The sequence below is a fragment of the Lentzea kentuckyensis genome (assembly GCF_002150765.1).
Taxonomy (GTDB): domain Bacteria; phylum Actinomycetota; class Actinomycetes; order Mycobacteriales; family Pseudonocardiaceae; genus Lentzea; species Lentzea kentuckyensis.
On record NZ_MUYM01000105.1, the window covers coordinates 1 to 18,758 of the forward strand.

At 72.2% G+C, this 18,758-nt stretch carries 2 protein-coding genes; both read left to right on the forward strand.

From position 1 onward, the window contains the following. Positions 1–21 precede the first annotated feature (21 nt). Positions 22–18,027 (forward strand): hypothetical protein, encoded by an 18,006-nt coding sequence (locus B0F77_RS48250; protein ID WP_211294251.1) that lies wholly within the window; start codon positions 22–24, stop codon positions 18,025–18,027. A 28-nt stretch (positions 18,028–18,055) separates the two neighbouring features. Continuing rightward, complete coding sequence (locus B0F77_RS38640) at positions 18,056–18,703, forward strand: type VII secretion system-associated protein (RefSeq protein ID WP_086668021.1); 648 nt, start codon at positions 18,056–18,058, stop codon at positions 18,701–18,703. Positions 18,704–18,758: the final 55 nt, after the last annotated feature.

Here is an 18,758-nt window from a genome sequence, read left to right on the forward strand (position 1 = left end):
AAGACCGTTGCGGCGCACCACTTGGCCACCTCGGACGTCAGCACCGCCATCGTCAGGGCGATCGGCTCCCTGAAGAACGACGTGCTGAAGAACGACGTCCTGCCGCCCGCGCCGCCGCCCGCACAGGGCAGCCTGTACCGCGCTGTGGACCCGGCGAACGCCGAAGGGCTGCGCACGCGGGTCTTCGACGTTGCCACGAGCCCTCAGCCCAAGATGGCCACCGCACTCGGCGCGTTCGTCCAGAGCCACCCGATCGAGCACCACGGGCACCTGGTCAACGCGTTGATCCAGCACCGCACCCGCACCACCGGCGCGGACCCGGTCGAGAACACCAGGGCCGGTCACGCCGACGACCTGGCCGCGCGACTGATCGCGACCGAGCTCAAGAACAACCTGGTGATCCACCACCCGGACGGCGGGGTTTCGGTCCACGAACCGTTGACGGGCAAGGCCGGCCGACAGCCGGTCCACATCACCCACCACGTCGACGCCGACGGCCACCACACCTACGAGCCGGGTGCACCCGCGCGCACCAGGCCCGCGCCGTCGCACGAGGGCCTTCTCCACAGCGGCGAACCGCAGGGACCCCTGCACATGCCGGCGGCCCAGCACGTGTCCGTGACGTCGCTCGACGGCGTGCGGGCGGACGTGCCGCTGTCCGGGCTCGACACCTCGACCGGTCGGCCGGTGAGCTTCCGGACGTCCGAAGTGCAGATCAACCCGTTGCGGGACAACAACAACCGCGTCGTGGGTGCCACCTTCTGGTCGGGCGGCGAGGCTCTGCGCGACGAGAACTGGGTGAACAGCCAGCGGGCCCAGATGTGGCCGGCGAACACGTTCTTCGTGTCCGGGCCCAGCAACGCCCAGGCGGTGGGCATGTGGCTGGCGGACGGCCGGATGGTCTCGCTCGACGGCGCCGGCCTCGCCCGGTTGCTGAACGACGTCGAGTTCTTCCGCTCGGCGGTGGACGCGAACCGGCCGCCGACGTTCGGTCTGCTGATGTCGGAAGCGTCCGCAATGGACGGTCAGGGTGGTCTGGCGGCGGACTTCCAGGCGACGCTGGCGACGAACTTCGGCTACCGGCAGTCCGCGATCGGCCCGTCGCAGCTGATGGACCGTGCCGCACTGGACGGTTTCGCGGCGCACGACGGCGGCCCGTGGCGCGAGCTCAACGTCAGCTCGGTGATCAACGACGTCGTGCTGTCCGGCCGCGACCGGCGTGGCGCGCTCGTCAGGTTCCGCTCCTCGCAGATCGACTTCACGCCGATCGAGTACCGCGGGTCGGTCATCGGCGCGGTCTTCCTCGACGGACCGCTGCGCGACCACGACGTGCGGTGGGGAAGCCGCGAACAGGCCGACTACTCCCTGCTCAAACGCGCCGCGGACGACCCGCGTGGTCCGGGTTCCCCTGATGTCGTGCCCACCCCGTGGTCGAAGAACACCTTCTACATCGCCACGCACGGCTCGCCACAGCAGAACGCCAACGTGCACCTGGTCGACGGCACCGCGCTGCACGTCGACGGCGCCACGCTCGCCAGCCTGCTGGGCGACCTCGTGTTCTTCCACAAGGCGATGGAGCGCAACCAGGCAGAAGCGCTCACGATGATCATCTGCTTCGCGGCGCAGGTGGCCGGGCCCGGCGGTCTCGCGCACGACTTCCAGTCGACGCTGGCGTGGCAGTTCGGCTACCAGCAGCCGGTGCACGCGACCACGCACGAGGTCGCCACTGCCCCTTACGAGGACGGGACCTCGGGCACGATCGTCGAGAACGGTGGTGTGTGGCGCCGCTTCCCCGCCGACCGAGTGCAGTCCGGTGGCCTGGCCCGCGATCCGTTCGGCACCAGCGGATTGCCCGCTGATCCGTTCGGCTCCCGGGACCCGTTCGACACTTCCGGTCTTCCTGACTCCGACGATCTCTTCGATCCGGCTGGGTTGCCGGACCTGGATGATCTGCTGGGGCCGGGGAGTCCTCGGGGCGTTGAAGACGCGCCCGGTGCCGCGAACCTGCCTGAGTTGGACGATCTCTTCGATCAGGTCGGTGCGCTTGGGCTGGACGACCCGGTGGGCTCGGGCGCCGCGCGTGGGGCGGGGGATGGCTTCGACCCGGCGAACCTGCCGGATGAGGATGATCTGTTTGGCACGTCGCCTGTTCGTGACGCGGGTGGCCGCTCTGACGGGTTGAACCTGCCGGACGAAGACGACTTGTTCGGCGCCTCGCCTGCTCGTGGGGCGGGGGATGGCTTCGACCCGGCGAACCTGCCGGACGAAGACGACTTGTTCGGTGAGGCGCCTCTGCGCGATGCGGGTGACCGCTTCGACGGGCTGAACCTGCCGGACGAAGACGACCTCTTCCACACGACCCGCGGCGAGTCCTCGCTTCCGCTCTCCGGCGACACAGGCCTCGACAGCGGACAGCACCTGCACAGCCGCCCCGCCCCTGACCCGAGCGCGGCCTCGGCCGGGCACCCGTCCGACACGAGCCTTGCCCACAGCGGCGAGACGCGGAGTCTGTCCCTCGCTCCCACGACCCAGCACGTCACCGTGGCGTCGCTCGGCGGCGTGATCGCGGACGTTCCGCTGTCCGGGTTCGACACCGAGACCGGGCGACCGGTGGGCTTCCAGGCGTCCGACGTGCGGATCAGCCCGCTCGTGAGCGGCAACCGGGTCGTGGGCGCCACCTTCTGGTCGGGCGGCGAGGCCGTTCGCGACGAGAACTGGGTGAACAGTGAGCGGGCGCAGTCGTGGCCGGCGAACACGTTCTTCGTGTCCGGGCCCAGCAACGCCCAGGCGGTGGGGGTGTGGCTGGCGGACGGCCGGATGGTGTCGATCGACGGTGTCAACCTCGCCCGGATGCTGAACGACGTCCAGTTCTTCCGTTCGGCGGTGGACGTCAACCAGCCGCCGACGTTCGGCCTGCTGATGTCGGAAGCGTCCGCTGTGGACGGACAGGGTGGCCTGGCTGCGGAGTTCCAGGCGACGCTCGCGAACGAGTTCGGCTACCGGCAGTCCGCGATCGGCCCGTCGCAGGTGATGGACCGGGCGGCGCTGGACGGTTTCGCCGCGCACGACGGTGGTCCCTGGCGGGAGCTCCACGTCCGGCCCGTGATCAGCGACATCCTGCTGGCGGGCATCGACAGGAACGGTGTGCCCGTCACGTTCCGCTCCTCGGAGGTCCTCGTCACGCCGATGGCGCACCGCGGCTCGGTCATCGGCGCGATCTTCCTGGAGGGCCGCGAACGGAACTTCCAGCTCAAGTGGGGCAGCCGCGACAAGGACGAGTACTCCCTGCTCGAACGTGCCGACGACGACCCGCGTGGGCCCGGCGACCCGGACGTCATTCCCACGCCGTGGCCGCAGAACTCCTTCTACGTCACCACGCACGGCACGCCGCAGCAGTCCGCCACGGTGAACCTGGTCGACGGCAACCTGGTGCACATCGACGGCGCCTCTTTCGCGCGTCTGGTGGGCGACATCGCGTTCTTCCACAACGCGATGTCGCGCAACCAGGCGGAAGCGCTCTCGTTGCTGGTCTGCTACTCGGCTCGGGACAACGGTCCCGGCGGTCTCGCGCACGACTTCCAGGCGACGATGGCCTGGCAGTTCGGCTACTCGCAGCCTGTGCACGGGGCCACGGAACAGATCTTCGCGCACCTGCGCGAGGACGGGACCTCCGGCACGAACGTGGTCAAGGGCGGGGTGTGGCGGCAGTTCCCCATCCGCAACCCCCGTCCGGATGCACTGCCTGCCGACCCGTTCGGTTCGGAGGGGCTGCGCGAATCCGATGACCACTCCAGGCTTTCCGATTCCGACGACCTCTTCGACCCGGCGGGGCTGGTGGATCTGGACGATCTGCTGGGGCCGCAGGGTGGCGACGTCCGGAGGTCGGTGGACGACAGCGCCGATCCGGTGGATCTTCCGGATCTGGACGACCTCATCGGACGAGTGGACGGCCTTGATCTCGACCGTCGAGCAGGGTCGGAGGACGCTGCCGATCCGGTGAACCTGCCGGATGAGGACGACCTGTTCGGTGGGGCGCCTGCTCGTGACGCGGGTGACCGCGCCGATGGGCTCGACCTGCCCGACGAGGACGACCTGTTCGCTCCGGCGGACACCCGAGACGACCTGAACCTGCCCGACGAGGACGATCTCTTCGCCTCCTTCGGCGCCCACACCTGGCTGTCGCACTCCGGCGGCGCGGGTCTCGACGGCGGACAGCGGCTCGCCCTCGGCCACCCGGACGCGCCGGTCCTGGGCGACCGGTTCGAAACCGCCCTCGCACAGGCGGAACCGGTGCGGCTGACCGGCGCCGACCTGCTCGCGGTGCCCGGCAACGGCGACCTCGCCCGGACGTTGCACGCGACGTTCCAGGAGACCGCGGACCGCGCGGGCTCCAGCCGTGGTGACTGGTCCGGCGGCCAGAGCCGGATGCTGTCGGCCAAGCGGCTCGGCGCCCTGATCTCCCACCGCACCGACACCGTCGCCAACGTCGAGATCGCCGGGCACGACCCCGCGCGCGGTCCGGTTCGGTTCGCCTCGTCCGACGTGCGGGTGCGGCCTCTGGTCAGCGACGGCAAGACCGTGGGTGTCACGTTCAACGTGGACGCCGGGCGCGAGCACGACCTGAGGACCGTGAAGCCGCCCTACAGCGGTATCACCGAATACCACTCCCAAGCCGGTGATCCCGCGCTGACGGAGGACGTGGCCCCCTTCCCGCGGGACACCTTCTTCGTCGCCGCCGGCACCGACAGCGGCCGCGTCGAGGTGCACCTCGCCGGGCGCGGTGTCGTGCACCTCGACGGGCGCAACCTCGCCACCCTCGTCAACGATCTGAGGGACTTCCAGCAGGCGTCTCGTGGCGCCGGTGCGGTCGCCCTGATCGTCAGGGACGCCGGGCAGCGCGACGAGGCGGGCGGTACCGCGCACGACTTCCAGCGCACCCTCGCCGAGTTCAACAGCCGGCTCCCCGTCGTCGCGTCCACGACCGACGTCGTGCTGACGTCCCACGCCGAGACGGAGACCTGGCGGACGTCGGTCAGGGGTGGCGGTCAGTGGCGGCTGTTCTCCTCCGGGCCGGCGGACGTGCTCGCGCTGGACACGCGCGCGGGCCAGTGGATCCGGGCCGGCGTGTCCTCTTTGGACAGAACTCCGCTGACGCACGGCCGCGACATCGTCGGCGTGACCTTCCGTTCCGGTGACGGACGCACCGAAGCCGTCGCGTGGGCGAAATCGGACGGCCACCGCGATCCCGGTTCCCCGTGGCCTGCGGACACCTTCTTCGTCGACGTGGCGACTGGTCCCGACGGCCGGTTCCAGGTGCGCGGTGACCTCGGGCAGCAGCTGCGGATCGAGGGCAGGGCTCTCGCCAGGGTCGTCATCGCGTCGACGCTCTTCCAGCGGGCGCGTCAGGACCGTGCCGTCGTGCCGCTGGCGTTGTTCCACGACATCACCGGCGGCGGTGTGCCGTTCGACCGCTCCGGCTTCGCGCCGCACGCGGAGGTGAGGTTCGTCGGAGAGCGCCCGGCTGTCCGGAGTGCTGAGATCGACCCCGCCGACGTGAGGTCGACGCCGTTGGAGCACAACGGCCGGACGATCGGTGTGTCGTTCGAGACCGGGCAGAGCCTCGCCAAGGCCCAGCGCTGGGCGCAGGGCGACGGCAAGGACATCACGGAGTTGCTCGACACCGGCAGGTTCAACCGGGCCACCGCCTCGGGCAAGCGCCTGCGGACGAGTTCTCCGTGGTCCGACAACGTGTTCTTCGTGCACGGCGAAGGCGGCCGGGACCACGTCGAACTGACCCTGAGCGACGGGCGCAGAGTCATCGCGGACGGCGCCCGGCTGGCCGCGGCGCTCGCCGCGTCCGAGACCTTCCGCCGGGCGGTCGGTGGCGGCGAACTCGGCCACGAGATCGTGCTGCTCGCGCACCACGCCGGCGGACGTCCCGTCCAGGGGCTGGGCAGCGACTTCCAGCGGGCGCTCGCGGACTCCTTCGGCTTCGACCGTCCCGTCCTGGCCCCGAGCAAGGGCCTCGACCTGGTGCACGAGAGCGGCATCAGGTACAGCGGGACGGCCGTGTTCGACGGTGGCGTGTGGCGCACCTACCCGGAGGCCGGCACCGTGCTGACCGGCCACACGCCGGACGGGCAACGTATCTGGTTCCGCGGGGAGACTCTCGCCACGACGGAGCTCACCCGCGGTGAGAGCGTCGTCGGGGTGTCGTACCGCGACGAGGCCGACCCGGTGGCACGGCAGTGGGCGGAGCAGGAACGCACGGCCGATGCGGAAACGTCGTGGCCGCAACGGTCCTTCTTCGTCGACGCGCCCGGCGACGCGAGTCACGTCACCGTGCTGGCGGCCGGCCGGCCGGTGCGGCTCGACGGGCGTCAGCTCGCCACCCTCGTCGCGCGCTCGGACCAGTGGCTCCGCGCGGCCGCCGACGGTCACGCCGAATCCGTGGTGCTGCTGGTTTCCCAAAGCGGCGACGGCCACGGGCCCGACGGTCTCGCGCACGACTTCCACCGGGTCCTCGCCGGCCAGTTCGGCTTCCGCGGCAGGGTGCACGCACCGATCGCCGCCACCCGCGGCGAGGGCGGCTGGCGCGCCGTGCCCGCCGACGTCGTGGACGGCAGGGAACTGCAGGGGACCGACGCCCGGACCGGCCGGCTGATGTCGTTCAGGTCGTGGGAGGTGCGCGCGACCGAGGTGCGGCACGGCGGTCGTGTGCTGGGGCTCGCGTTCACGGTGGCGGGCGACCGGCAGGTGGATCTCAGGCTCGCCGGCCAGACGCACACGAACCAGACGGGCCGGTTCCCCCAGGGCATCGTCACGCGGGCGCAGCGCCAGCGTTACCCCGCCGAAGTGCTGACCTCGCCGTGGCCGAACACCTCGTTCCTGATCAGCACGCACGGTCAGGCCACCGCGGTCGAACTGAACCTGCGCAACGGCACCCAGCTGGCGATCACCGGCGCGACGTTCGCCAGGGTCGCGCACGACCTGAGGGCGTTCCGCGACGCCCTGGGCAGCTTGCGGAACGACGCGATCACCATGCTGGTCTGCTACGCGGCCGCGCTCACCGACTCGGGCGGAATCGCCAGGGACTTCCAGCGGGTGCTGGGTGGCCTCGGCTACCGGCAGCCCGTGGTCGCGGGCAGCCGCACGGTCTACCTCAACCCCGACAGCCGGGCGGGCACGTGGTCCACCAGCATGGACGACGGCGGGACGTGGCGGTCGTTCTCGTCCGGGCCGGCTCAGGTGCTGGTGCAGGACGTCGAGACCCGGCAGTGGCGGCTGACCGACCCAGCCGATGTGCAGGCTCGGGCGTTGCACTCGCAGGGCAAGGCGCTCGGCATGACGTATCGCGTCGACGACCCGGCAGCCATGGGGCGCCTGCGGAGCGCCACCAACCAGGTCTCGAGCGGTCTCACGGCAGTGTTCGACACGTTCCTCGTCGACGCGCGCCTCGCCGACGACGACCGGTTCATCGTGCGGACCGGCGACGACCGGTTCGTTTCCGTGGACGCGGGCACGCTGGCCAGGGTGGTGGCGACCTCGCCGTCGTTCCTGCGGGCCATGGCGAGCCCGAACCGGCCGGGTCGCTTCGAGCTGCTCGTGGACGGGCGGGGATCGGCGGGCAAGCGGATCTTCCTGCACGCACTGCAGGACTTCGTGGACGACCGTCCCGTGCACGAGGCGCCGGAGATCGCACCGGCTGCCCGCCCGTCGACCGGAGCCGGGCTGGTGGCCCGGAGCACCGCGGAGGGCACCGAGCCCGGCGTGAGCAGGTCGCTGGAGCACGACGGCAGGACCGCCGATGAGTCCACTTCGGACACTGTGGCCGACGACGACTCGGCGACGGTGCAGAAGCTCAGGGCGTGGTTCGACCAGGCCGACGAGAGGTCTGCCGCGGAGCTGACCGGCCGGACCGACTCCGGTGCGGACGTCCCGCCGGGTGATGGCCACACCGTGAGCCACGCGCCGGACGCCGATGTCACGCTTGACCAGACGCGCACGGCGGGCCGGCGGGCGTGGGTGCCCGGCGAGAACCGGCTGACGGCGATGCGGCGGCGGCTCGGGGCCCTGATGGCGCACCGCGCGGACGCGGTGGCAGGCGTCGAGATCATCGGTCACCACGAGACCCGTGGCGAGGTCACGTTCCGCTCTGGTGACGTCCGGGTGCGGCCGCTGGTCAGCGACGGTCGCACGGTGGGTGTCACGTTCAAGGTGGACGACGCCCGCAAGCAGGACCGCGCTGCCGTGCGGGAGCCGTACAGCGGCGAGACCGAGTACCACGACGCTCCTGGCGACGCGGGTCGCACGGAACGGGCTCCCTTCCCGCGCGACACCTTCTTCGTCTCCGCCACCGCGGCCGGCGACCGGGTCGAGGTGCACCTCGCCGGTCGTGGCCGGGTGACGCTCGACGGGCACAACCTCGCGACGCTGGTCAACGACCTGCGGACCTTCCGCGGTGACGGTGAGACGGCCAGCGCGCTCGCGCTCGTCGTCCGCGACGCCGGGCGACGTGACGAGCCTGGCGGCACGGCGCACGACTTCCAACGCGCCCTCGACGGGTTCGGTCACCGCGCCCCGGTCGTCGCGGCCACCGGAGACGTCGCACTGCGCGCGGGCTCCGGGTCCTGGCGCACGGCGGTCACCGCAGGGCAGTGGCGTGCCTTCTCCTCCGGTTCGGCACGGGTGCTGGGCCGGGACGTGTACGCCCGCGAGTGGCACGGCGTCGAAGTGTCCGATGTGGACCATGCGCCGCTGGTGCGCCGGGGCGAGCCGGTCGGCATGACCTTCCGCTCCGGCGGAGAGCGGGCGGCGGGTTCGTGGCAGACGCCCGGATCGTTCGCCGTCGACACACCCTCCACTTCGGACGGTCACTTCCAGGTGCGGACCGCTGCCGGCGAACACGTGCTGCTCGACGGCCGCGCGCTCAGCCGGGTGATCACCGCGTCCGACCTGTTCCAGCGGGCCGGCGGCAACAGGCCTCTCGAACTGTTCCACGACGTGCACGACCACGGCATCACGGTCGACCGCTCCGGTTTCGCGGCGGCAGGCGATCTGCGGGTGGCCACGGCACATCCGTCCGCGCGGCGGCTGGGCTTCGAGCCCGCGGAGGTGCTGTCCGCGCCGCTGAAGCACCGCGGCCGGACCATCGGTGTGACGTTCCAGACCGGCATGGGCCGTACCGAGGCGGAAACCTGGGCCGGTGGTGACGGCAAGGGCTTCACCGACGTGCTCGATCCCGGTGAGCACAGCGAGTTCGACGCCGGCGACGCGCGTCGCTACCTGAGCTCGCCGTGGTCGGAGCAGGCGTTCTTCGTGCACGCCGGCGGCACGTCGGGCCAGGTCGAACTGACGCTGCGCGGCGGCAGGAAGGTCACCGTGGACGGCGCGGGCCTCGCCGGAGTGCTCGCCGAGTCGGAGCCGTTCCGGCAGGCCGATGGCGAGATCGTGCTGCTGTCCTCGCACGCCGGTGAGGGTGTGGCGCACGACTTCCAGCGGGCGTTGGCGGACCTGTTCGGCGTCGACCGTCCCGTGCTGGCTCCGTCGACCGGGCTGGAGCTGGTCCACAAGCGCGCCGGGAAGTACAGCACGACGACTGTGCACGACGGCGGCACTTGGCGGGTCTTCCCGGAGCTGGACGTGCCGGTGGCGGGCCGGACGGCCGACGGGCGGAACCTGTGGTTCCGGCCGGACTCGGTCGCCCTGACGGAACTGACCCGTGGCGGCGACGTCGTCGGGGTGTCGTTGCGCGGCGAGGCCGATCTGGCGGCGTGGCCGCAACGGTCGTTCATCGTCGACGCACCCGGCGGGGCCGATCACGTGGTCGCGCTGGTGGACGGACAGCCGGTCCGGCTCGACGGCCGTCAGCTCGGCTCGCTCGTGGCCCGGTCGCAGCAGTGGCGTCAGGCGGTGGCGGACCACAACGCCGAGTCCGTGGTGCTGCTGACGTCCGGGTCCGGCCGCCTGGCCGACGACTTCCACCAGGTGCTGGCCCAGCAGTTCGGCTACCGCGGTGCGGTGCGCTTCCCGGCCGAGGGCGGGTGGCGCCAGGCGCCCAGCCACGTCGTGGAGGGTGTCGAACTGGTCGGCCGCGACCCGCGGACCGGCGAGCAGGTGCCCTTCCGGTCCTGGGAGGCGAGGACCGCCGAGCTGAGGCACGAAGGACGGCCGATCGGCGTCTCGTTCGGGGTGGCGCAGTGGCGGCAGCTGGCCGTGAGGGTCGCCGAGCACTCCCACGAAGGCGTGACGTACCGGTTCCCGGAAGGCGCGCACAGCAGGATTCAGGCGGGCTCGCGTCAGGAGCGGTTCGTCGCGCCGTGGCCGGACAACTCGTTCCTGGTCAGCACGCACGGCACGCCTGCCGGGCTGGAGGTGCACCTCGCCGACGGGACGAGGCTGTGGGTCTCCGGCGCGACCGCCGGCCGGCTCACGCACGACCTGCGGGTGTTCCGCGACGTGGCCGGGCGCGACGAGGCCGACGCGATCGCCATGCTGGTGTGCTGGGCCGGCTCGGCCGCCCAGCCCGGCGGGCTCGCCAGGGACTTCCAGCGGGTGCTCGGCGGACTCGGGTACCGGCAGCCGGTGGTCGCGGCGAGCCGTGAGGTGGTCCTGCGGGACAACGCCGAGCGGGGCACCTGGGACACGAGCGTCGTGGACGGCGGCTTTTGGCGGTCGTTCACCTCGGGACCGGCCCGCGTGCTGGCCCAGGACGTCGAGACGGGGCAGTGGCGCCGGCTGAGCCCCGACGAGGTGCGGACCCGCCCGCTGGTCGTCGAGGGAAGGACGCTCGGCACGACGTTCCGGTCGGCGGACGAGACCGCGGTGGTCCCGGACAGCGCTCGGGACGCGTTCCTGGTCGACGCCCAGATGCAGCCGGATGACCGGTTCGTGGTGCGCACCAACGACAACCGGGCCGTTCAGGTGGATGCCGGCACGCTGGCCAGGCTGGTCGCCGAGGTCCCGGCGTTCCACCAGGCGGTGTCGGGGGCGCAGCGCTTCGAACTGCTGGCGGACCGGCCGGGTTCGGTCGGGCGGCGCAGCTTCCTGAGCGTGCTGACGGACTTCGCGGCCGGCGATCGCGGTGCTGTCGACGTGGTCGATCCGGCCACCAGGGCGCACGTCGAGACGGTGGCGGGGTATCGGCACGGTGATGGTGCTGGGACTTCGGGGCAGGACGGTGTGTTCGGCCCGTCCACCGGTCGTCCGGAACCGGCTGAGCCCGCCGGACCGTCCACTTCGGACGCATCGCCGGACGTCTCGCTCGACGGAGATCCGGAAGTAGGACGCAGGCTCGGCGCTTGGCTCGACGAGGCCGAGAACTGGTCGGTCGGCAGGCTGACCGGGTGGACCGACTCGGGCGAGGTGCGGCACTTCACGGCGGACGACGTGCGGGTGCGTCCGCTGACGAAGCGTGGCCGCACGGTCGGACTGGCGTTCGAGACGGGCTCCGACCTCAAGCACACCCAGCGTTGGGCGGCGGCCCCGCGGGCGAACCAGGCCGTGACCAAGATCCGTCCGGACGGGCCGGGCGGGTCGCAGCGCGTCCGCTCGCCGTGGACCGAGGACGGGTTCTTCGTCTCGGCACGGGGTTCCGCCGACCGGTTCGAGGTGCGGCTGGCCGACGGCACGCGCGTCACCGTGGACGGCCGGAACTTCGCCCGGATCGTCGGATCGCTCGACGCGTTCCGCTCGACGGTCGCACCGGACGCGCGCACGTCGGTCACGTTGCTGACGGCAGGTTCCGGTGCCGGTGAACGTGGTGCGGCAGCAAGCTTCCAGCAGACGCTCGCCGGCGAGTTCGGCCACCGCCAGCCGGTTGTGGCCGCGACCGCCGACGTGCGCCTGAAGGCACCGCTGATCGGCCGGCGCGGGCGGGTCACGCTCGGCAGCGGTGGTGAGTGGCGGGTGTTCTCCACCCCCGACGCCGACCTGCTCGGACTGCACGAGGGCACGCCTCGGGTGTTCTCCTCCAACGAGGTGGCGACGGCGCCGGTGCGCGCGGACGGCCACACGGTTGGTGTGTCGTTCCGGCCGGAGCACACCCCCGAACCGTTGCCGGCCGGGCAGGAAGGCTTGCCCGCCAAGGCGTTCCAGGTCGACACGGGCGTGTCGGGCAACCGGTTCGAGGTCACCCTCGCCGATGGCCGCACGGTCGCGGTCGACGGACGCACGCTCGCCCGGCTGACCGCCGAGTCGCAGCCGTTCCGGGACGCGGCGGACGCCCACCACGTGCAGGCGGTCGCGCTGCCCAGCGGACGTGACGCCGGCGGGTTCGGCGCCGCGCTGACCCACCTGACGAGGGACGACCGGCCGGTGGTCAGCCCGGACCCGTCCGGCGGCTGGCAGCTGGCCGGCGGGCGCACGCCGCTGTCCGGTGTGGACAGTGCGGGCCGGGTGCACTGGTTCGCTCCCGCCGATGTGCGGTCGCGCCCGTTGGACGCCGATGGACGCGCCGTCGGCGTGACCTTCCGCGACGAGCCCGGTGCGCCGGTGACCATCACGTCGTCGCACGGATCCGTGGCGCATCTCGACGTCGACGCCAGTGCCACGCACTTCGCCGTGCGCCTGGCGGACGGCACCGAGGTCACCGTGGACGGTGGCACGCTCGCGCGCACCGTTGCCGGTTCGCCGCTGCTGCACTCGGCTGACGTGATCGCGCTGCCGGGTGCGGCGGGCGCGCTGGACGGCCGTGGTGCCGCGCACGACTTCGAGCGCGCGTTGTCCGAGGCGGCCGGTCGCGACGTGACGGTCGCTGCCCAGGACGCGGCGGGCCGGTGGCGGGTGCTCGGCGACCGGGCCGACTCGGTGATCGGCCACGACGCACACGCCGGCGTTCCCCACCTGTTCACGGTCGGAGACGTGCGAGCGAACCCGTTGCGGCAGGGCGACACGACCGTTGGCGTCTCGTTCCACGACGACGGTCCGCAGCAGGTGCGGACCGAGACCGGCGTGCCGGTAGCCGTGAAGTCGATCCCGGGTTGGTTCGAGGTCGACCTCGCGGACGGTCGCCGCGTGGGTCTGCCCGGCGCGGAGTTCGCCACCGTGGTGGCCGGTTCGGAGCTCTTCCGCGCGGCGCTGGGCAACCGCGAGGGTGCGATCACCCTGCTCGCCTCCGGAGCGGGTGACCCGGCCGGACGCGGTGGTGCCGCGCACGACTTCCAGTCGGCGCTCGCGGGTCGTCTGGGCATCGAACGCCCGGTCGCCGCGCCTGCCGGACCCGTTGACCTGAAAGGCTTCCTGGGCGGCGGCACACCGGCTGAGACCGTCCCGGCCGATCCCGGCTGGCGGACGTTCCCGCTGGAGCGGGCGAGCGGCGAACCGGTGCGCGGCTGGGACTCCAGCCTGAACTGGCACACCTTCGACGTCGGTGACGTGGACGCGCACTCGCTGGTCCGCGACGGCCGGGTCGTCGGTGTCTACTTCGACAGCCCCGGCGTCCTCACGGTCGACGATCCGGCGCAGCGGCTCGCCGCCGCCCGGACGTGGGCCGAGCAGGCCGACCACGGCCAGGTGCACTTCCTGCCGGAGGGACACGAGTCCATCGCGGACGTCGAAGCGGCCGGACTCCACAGCGAACCGACCCGTGCGCCGTGGCCGGACGACACGTTCTTCGTCGTCACCCACACGTTCAACGACCGTGCGCGCGGTCAGGGCGGTTTCCGGGCCCGGTTGCACAACGGCACCGAGGTTTTCATGCAGGGCAACGTGTTCGCTGACCTGGTGCAGCGCACGGACGCCTTCCAGAGCCGGTTCCGCGACGGCGACAGCCCCGAGTCGATCGCGCTGCTCGCCTGCTACGCCGCGCAGGGCCGGGGTCACGGCGTGCCCGCGCTGGACTTCCAGCAGGCGCTGGCGAACGCCTTCGGGCACCGGCAGCCGGTGGGCGCCCCGGACACCAGCCTCGGCGTCGGCAGGCACACCACGGTCGCCGACGGCGGCAGCTGGCACACGTTCTCCGGCGGTCCGGCCGATCTCCTCGGCTGGGACGTCACCGGCAGGCCGACGCTGTTCTCCGCCGCTGACGTGCGGGCGAAGGTGCTGACCGAGGGCGACCGGCGGGTGGCCGTGTCGTTCTCCGGGGAGAGCCGGCCGGACTCCCGCACGTGGCCAGAGGGCGCCCTCGGTGTCGAGGCCGCCGGTATCGGCGACCGGTTCCAGGTCACCCTCGCCGACGGCAGGACGATGACCGTCGAGCCGAGTTCGCTCGCGAAGGCGATGATCCACTCGCGGCAGTACTGGGACGCCGCGGGCACCGAGATGCCGACGGCGCTGGCGCTGCACTCGTCGGTCTCCGACGGCGCGGCTCGCCGCTTCGAGGAGGCGCTCGCCCGCGACTTCGGCCACACCGAGCCGACGCTCGTGCGGCGGGGCGGCCACTGGGAGACGGCGATCGCAGAGGCCGAGCGGCTGGCCGGCACCGACGCGGACGGCCGGACCCGGCTGTTCACGTCCGGCGAGGTGCAGATCCACTCCGCCGGGCATGCCGGGATGTCCTTCACCGGCCAGGAAGTCCGGTCCGCCGGCACGGACGTCCCGATCGCCGTGGACGCCACCGCCGACCGCTTCCACGCACAGCTGAGCGACGGCTCCACGGTGTCGCTGTCCGGTGCCACCCTGGCCGAGTTGGTGGCCCGCTCCGGGCTGGTGGACCCGGCGCAGGCCGAACGGTTCGTGCTGCGCACGTCCGCGGACGCCACCGGGATCGCGGCCGACTTCCAGCGCGCGCTCGCCGACCGGTTCGTGTGGTGGCAGCCGGTCGCCATCGGCAACCTCGAGTTCGCCACGCTGCCGCAGCCGATGCGCGGCTTCGGCAGTGCGGGCGTGCAGAAGTTCCAGGCCGGTGACGTGGAGATGGGCGTCCTGCGGCACCACGGCCGCACCATCGGCGTGAGCTTCATGCCGGGACAGCGCCGGACGATCGCGGGGGAGTGGGCCGCGGCGCCCGCCGGGCGCGAGTCGCTGGTCGCGCCGGACGGCACGACGCGTGCGCCGTGGGGCGAGAAGACGTTCTTCGTCGACACCTTCTTCTTCGGCATCGAGAACAGCGCGATCGTCCGGCTCGGCGGTGAGCACATGGTCGAGCTGAACGCCACCACGTTCGCCGACCTGATCCACCGCTCCGAACCGCTGCGCAAGGCGCTGAGCGACTCCGACTCGGTCGCGCTGCTGGCGTCCGGGGCCGGTCGGGTGGCCGGACGCGGCGGCTTCGCGCACGACTTCCAGCGCGCCTTGGCCGAACGGTTCGGCGGAGACCGCCCGGTGTTCGCCACCCGTGGCGAGGTCGACCTCAGCGTCGCCACCGACGGCTCGCGCGCGCTGACTTCTGTGTCCAGCGCCGCAGACTGGCAGCGGTTCGGCTCGGAGTCGGTGACGATGGGCGGCGTACGTCCGCTGCCGTCGGTGGTGACGCGCAACCTCGGCGCGTTGTTCGGCCGCGGCGGCGCCAAAGCGGTCGACCGGATCATGGCCGAGGGCCGTGACGTGGTGACCGACGAGGACGTCCGGTTCAGGTCGTCGCAGGTGCGTGCGTACGCGTTGGAGCACGGCGGCCGCACGATCGGCGTGACCTTCGACGTAGGCCCGGAACGGCGGATCCAGCGCGACTGGGCACGGGCGACCGACCCGGCGCTGTCCGACGGCGCGCGGGCGCCGTGGGCCCGCAACACGTTCTTCGTGGCCGGGCACGCGGAGGCCGGCGAGGTGCACCTGACGCTCTCGTCCGGGCAGCGGGTCGCCGTCGACGGACCGACGCTCGCGAAGGTCACGCGGGACCTGAAGCTGTTCCGCGACACGGTCGCGCGCACCGGCTCGGACTCGCTGGCGTTGCTGATCTGCGACGCCGCGGTGGTGGGCCGCCGTGCCGGGCTGGCGCGTGACTTCGAACAGGCGCTGGCAGGGGAGTTCGGCACGCCGGTGTTCGCGCCGACCACGCAAGTCCGGTTGAGTGCTTCGGGACAGACGTCGGTGCTCGGCGGCGGCATGTGGAAGGCGTTCTCGTCGGCACCGGATGCGTTGCTGGGCACGGATGTTCGGACTGGTGGGCGGCGGTTCGTCGACGCGGGGGAGATCCAGCGCCGCGCCCTGGTCGTGGATGGTCGCGAGGCTGGTGTGTCGTTCCGCGATGAGTCGGCGGTCAGGTCGTCCGCCGACGAGTTCCAGGTCGACGTCGATGCCACGGCGACGCACTTCGGCCTGCGGATGGCCGACGGCGCCCAGGTGTCGGTCGACGGCGCGACGTTCGCGCGGGTGCTCGGCAGGGCCGGGCTCCTGCCGCGGACGACCGCGCTGGTCCTGCCCGACTCCCGTGCCGGTGCGCTGGCGCGCGAGGGCGGTGCGGCGCACGACTTCCAGCACGTGCTGGCGACCGAGTTCGGGCACGGGGCACCGGTGGTGGCCGGCGACGGTGCCGGCGGCCGGCGGGTGTTCCCGACCACGGGCGACGCAGGCCCCGCGCGTGCCGACGCCGTGACGCTCGCGGGCGGTCTGCGGCCCGAGGACGTGTACTGGCGGCCGTTGGAGCACGACGACCGGATCATCGGGGTGAGCATCGCGCACCGCAGCGAGGTGTCCTGGACGCAGGGCTGGGCCGTCTACCCCGGCCGGGACCAGGTGTTCGAACTGCCCGGCGGGCACGAGCGGCCCGAGTCGGCGCAGGCAGCGGGCCAGGCGCTGATCGTGCACTCCGCGCCGTGGCCGGAGAACACGTTCTTCGTGAACCTGCACAGCAACGGCCGTGACTTCGGGCTGTTCGACCTCGACGACCGCCCGCACACCATCACCGGCACGCAGCTGGCCGGTCTGCTGACCCAGCTCGAACCGTTCCGCGCCCGCTTCCGCGGTGCGGACGCACCTGAGGCGCTGGCGCTGCTCGCGTGCTTCAGCGCGACGACGACCCGTGCGGAAGGCGCGGCGCACTCGTTCCAGACGGCACTGGCCTCGCTCGGCTACCAGCAGCCGGTGCTCGGCGCCACCCGCAAGGTGTGGGCCACGCCGGAACGTCACCCGCAAACGGGCAGGTACACGGCGGCCGTGATGGCGGGGACGGGCAACCAGTGGCGCGGGTTCTCCAGCGGTGCCGCCCACGTGCTCGGCCAGGACGTCACGGGTGCGGTGCACGCGTTCGACCCGGCCGACGTGCGCTCGCGTGCCGTGACCGGCGACCGGGTCGTCGGTGTGTCCTTTGTGGATTCGCCCGCGACTTCGCCTGCGACTTCGGCTGTGCCGCAGGGCGCGGTCGCGGTGCACGTCCGGCCCGGCGGTGACGGGTTCGCGGTCACCCTGGCCGATGGACGGCCGATGACGGTGGACAGCAGGGCGTTCGCCGCGGTGCTCTCGGCCTCCGAGGCGTTCCGCGAGGTCACGCGGCACGGCGAGCAGCCGTTGCTGCTGCTTCCGGCGGCCGTCGGTGATCGGGCGGCCGAGGTCCGGGACGCGTTGGCCCGCTCGTTCGGTCACACCGGACGGGTCGAGCTGGACTCGCACGGCCCCGCACACCAGCGGCTGGCGGACGTGCTGATCGATCAGACCGGCTGGGAACCCGACCGGTACGTCACCGCGGGCGGCGGCCAGCGGCCTGCCTTCGCGTTCGACGGCGACGCGGTGCTCCCGGTGCCGCACGACGCGGTGGGCGTGTCGTTCCACTCCGAGGAGTCCGCGGTGATCGACGACGGCCTGCCGACGCTGGGCAGCACGAGTTCGTTGCTGCGGGCGCTGGTGCTCCAGGCGATCCAGCTGGAGGTGGCGAGCACCTTCGGCCGGGACGGGTGCGTCGTGGCGTCCGCGCTGACCGGGCAACCCGGCCAGGGCGACGCGACGGAGGAGCTGGAGCGCTGGCTGGGACAACACACCCAGCAGCCGGGCTGGCGCACCACCGCGCCGGACGCGGTGCCGGCCGAACCGGTCGTGCTGGTGGCGCCGGGTGTAACCGGCCACGACTCGGTGAATGATTCCCCTCAGGCTGACGACACGCCGCCTGCGCGTGCGAAAAGCCTTCGCGAGTTCCTTAATAGTGAGCAGGGCCGATGAAGTTGCGCACCTGGCCGAGGAGGCTGTGATGGCGAAGACCGCCTCGACGAAGGAGACCCCGGTCTCTGCGGAGGAGGACACTCCGGTTCGTCTCGAGGGTGACCAGTGGGTGTTCCTGATCGATCCTTCCTGGCAGGCCGAGGCTGCGGAGAAGAGCGAGGGCACCGACCCGGAGAAGCCACCGCTGGAGGCGGTGCTCGGCGGCTGGTTCGTCGAGGAGAGCGGGGTGACCAGCCGGTTCCACGCGAACCCCTCGTACGAGCCGACGACGCCGGAGTCGCCGACGGACCCGGTGGACGCCGTGCTGCGACTGGTCGTCCGCGGCGAGTCCGAACCCGACCAGCTGCTCGACGTGATGTCCGAGTCGGTCTTCGGCCTGGCGGTGAACGCCGAGAACACGCCCGTGGTGGTGATGTCACCGGACGACGTGCCCTGCGTGATCGCCGCGACGGCACCGGCGCACAGCCGGCGCATCGCCGAGGTCGAGGGCCTGAACGACGTCGAGGCGTGGGCGGAGGTCAACCTCGGGCAGCTGGTCGGGGTGCTTCCGGAGGAAGGCGTGGACGTGCTGCTCAACCCCGGTGCGTCGTCGTCCATGCGGTTGATCGCCGCGACCCTGCGGGAGGTCGCCGCGAAGAGCGCGGACGAGGCCGCTCCGCCGACGGCCGAGGCCTGATCGATCGGGGTTTCGTGCGGGGAGCGTTCCGTCTGAACGCTCCCCGTTCTTGTTT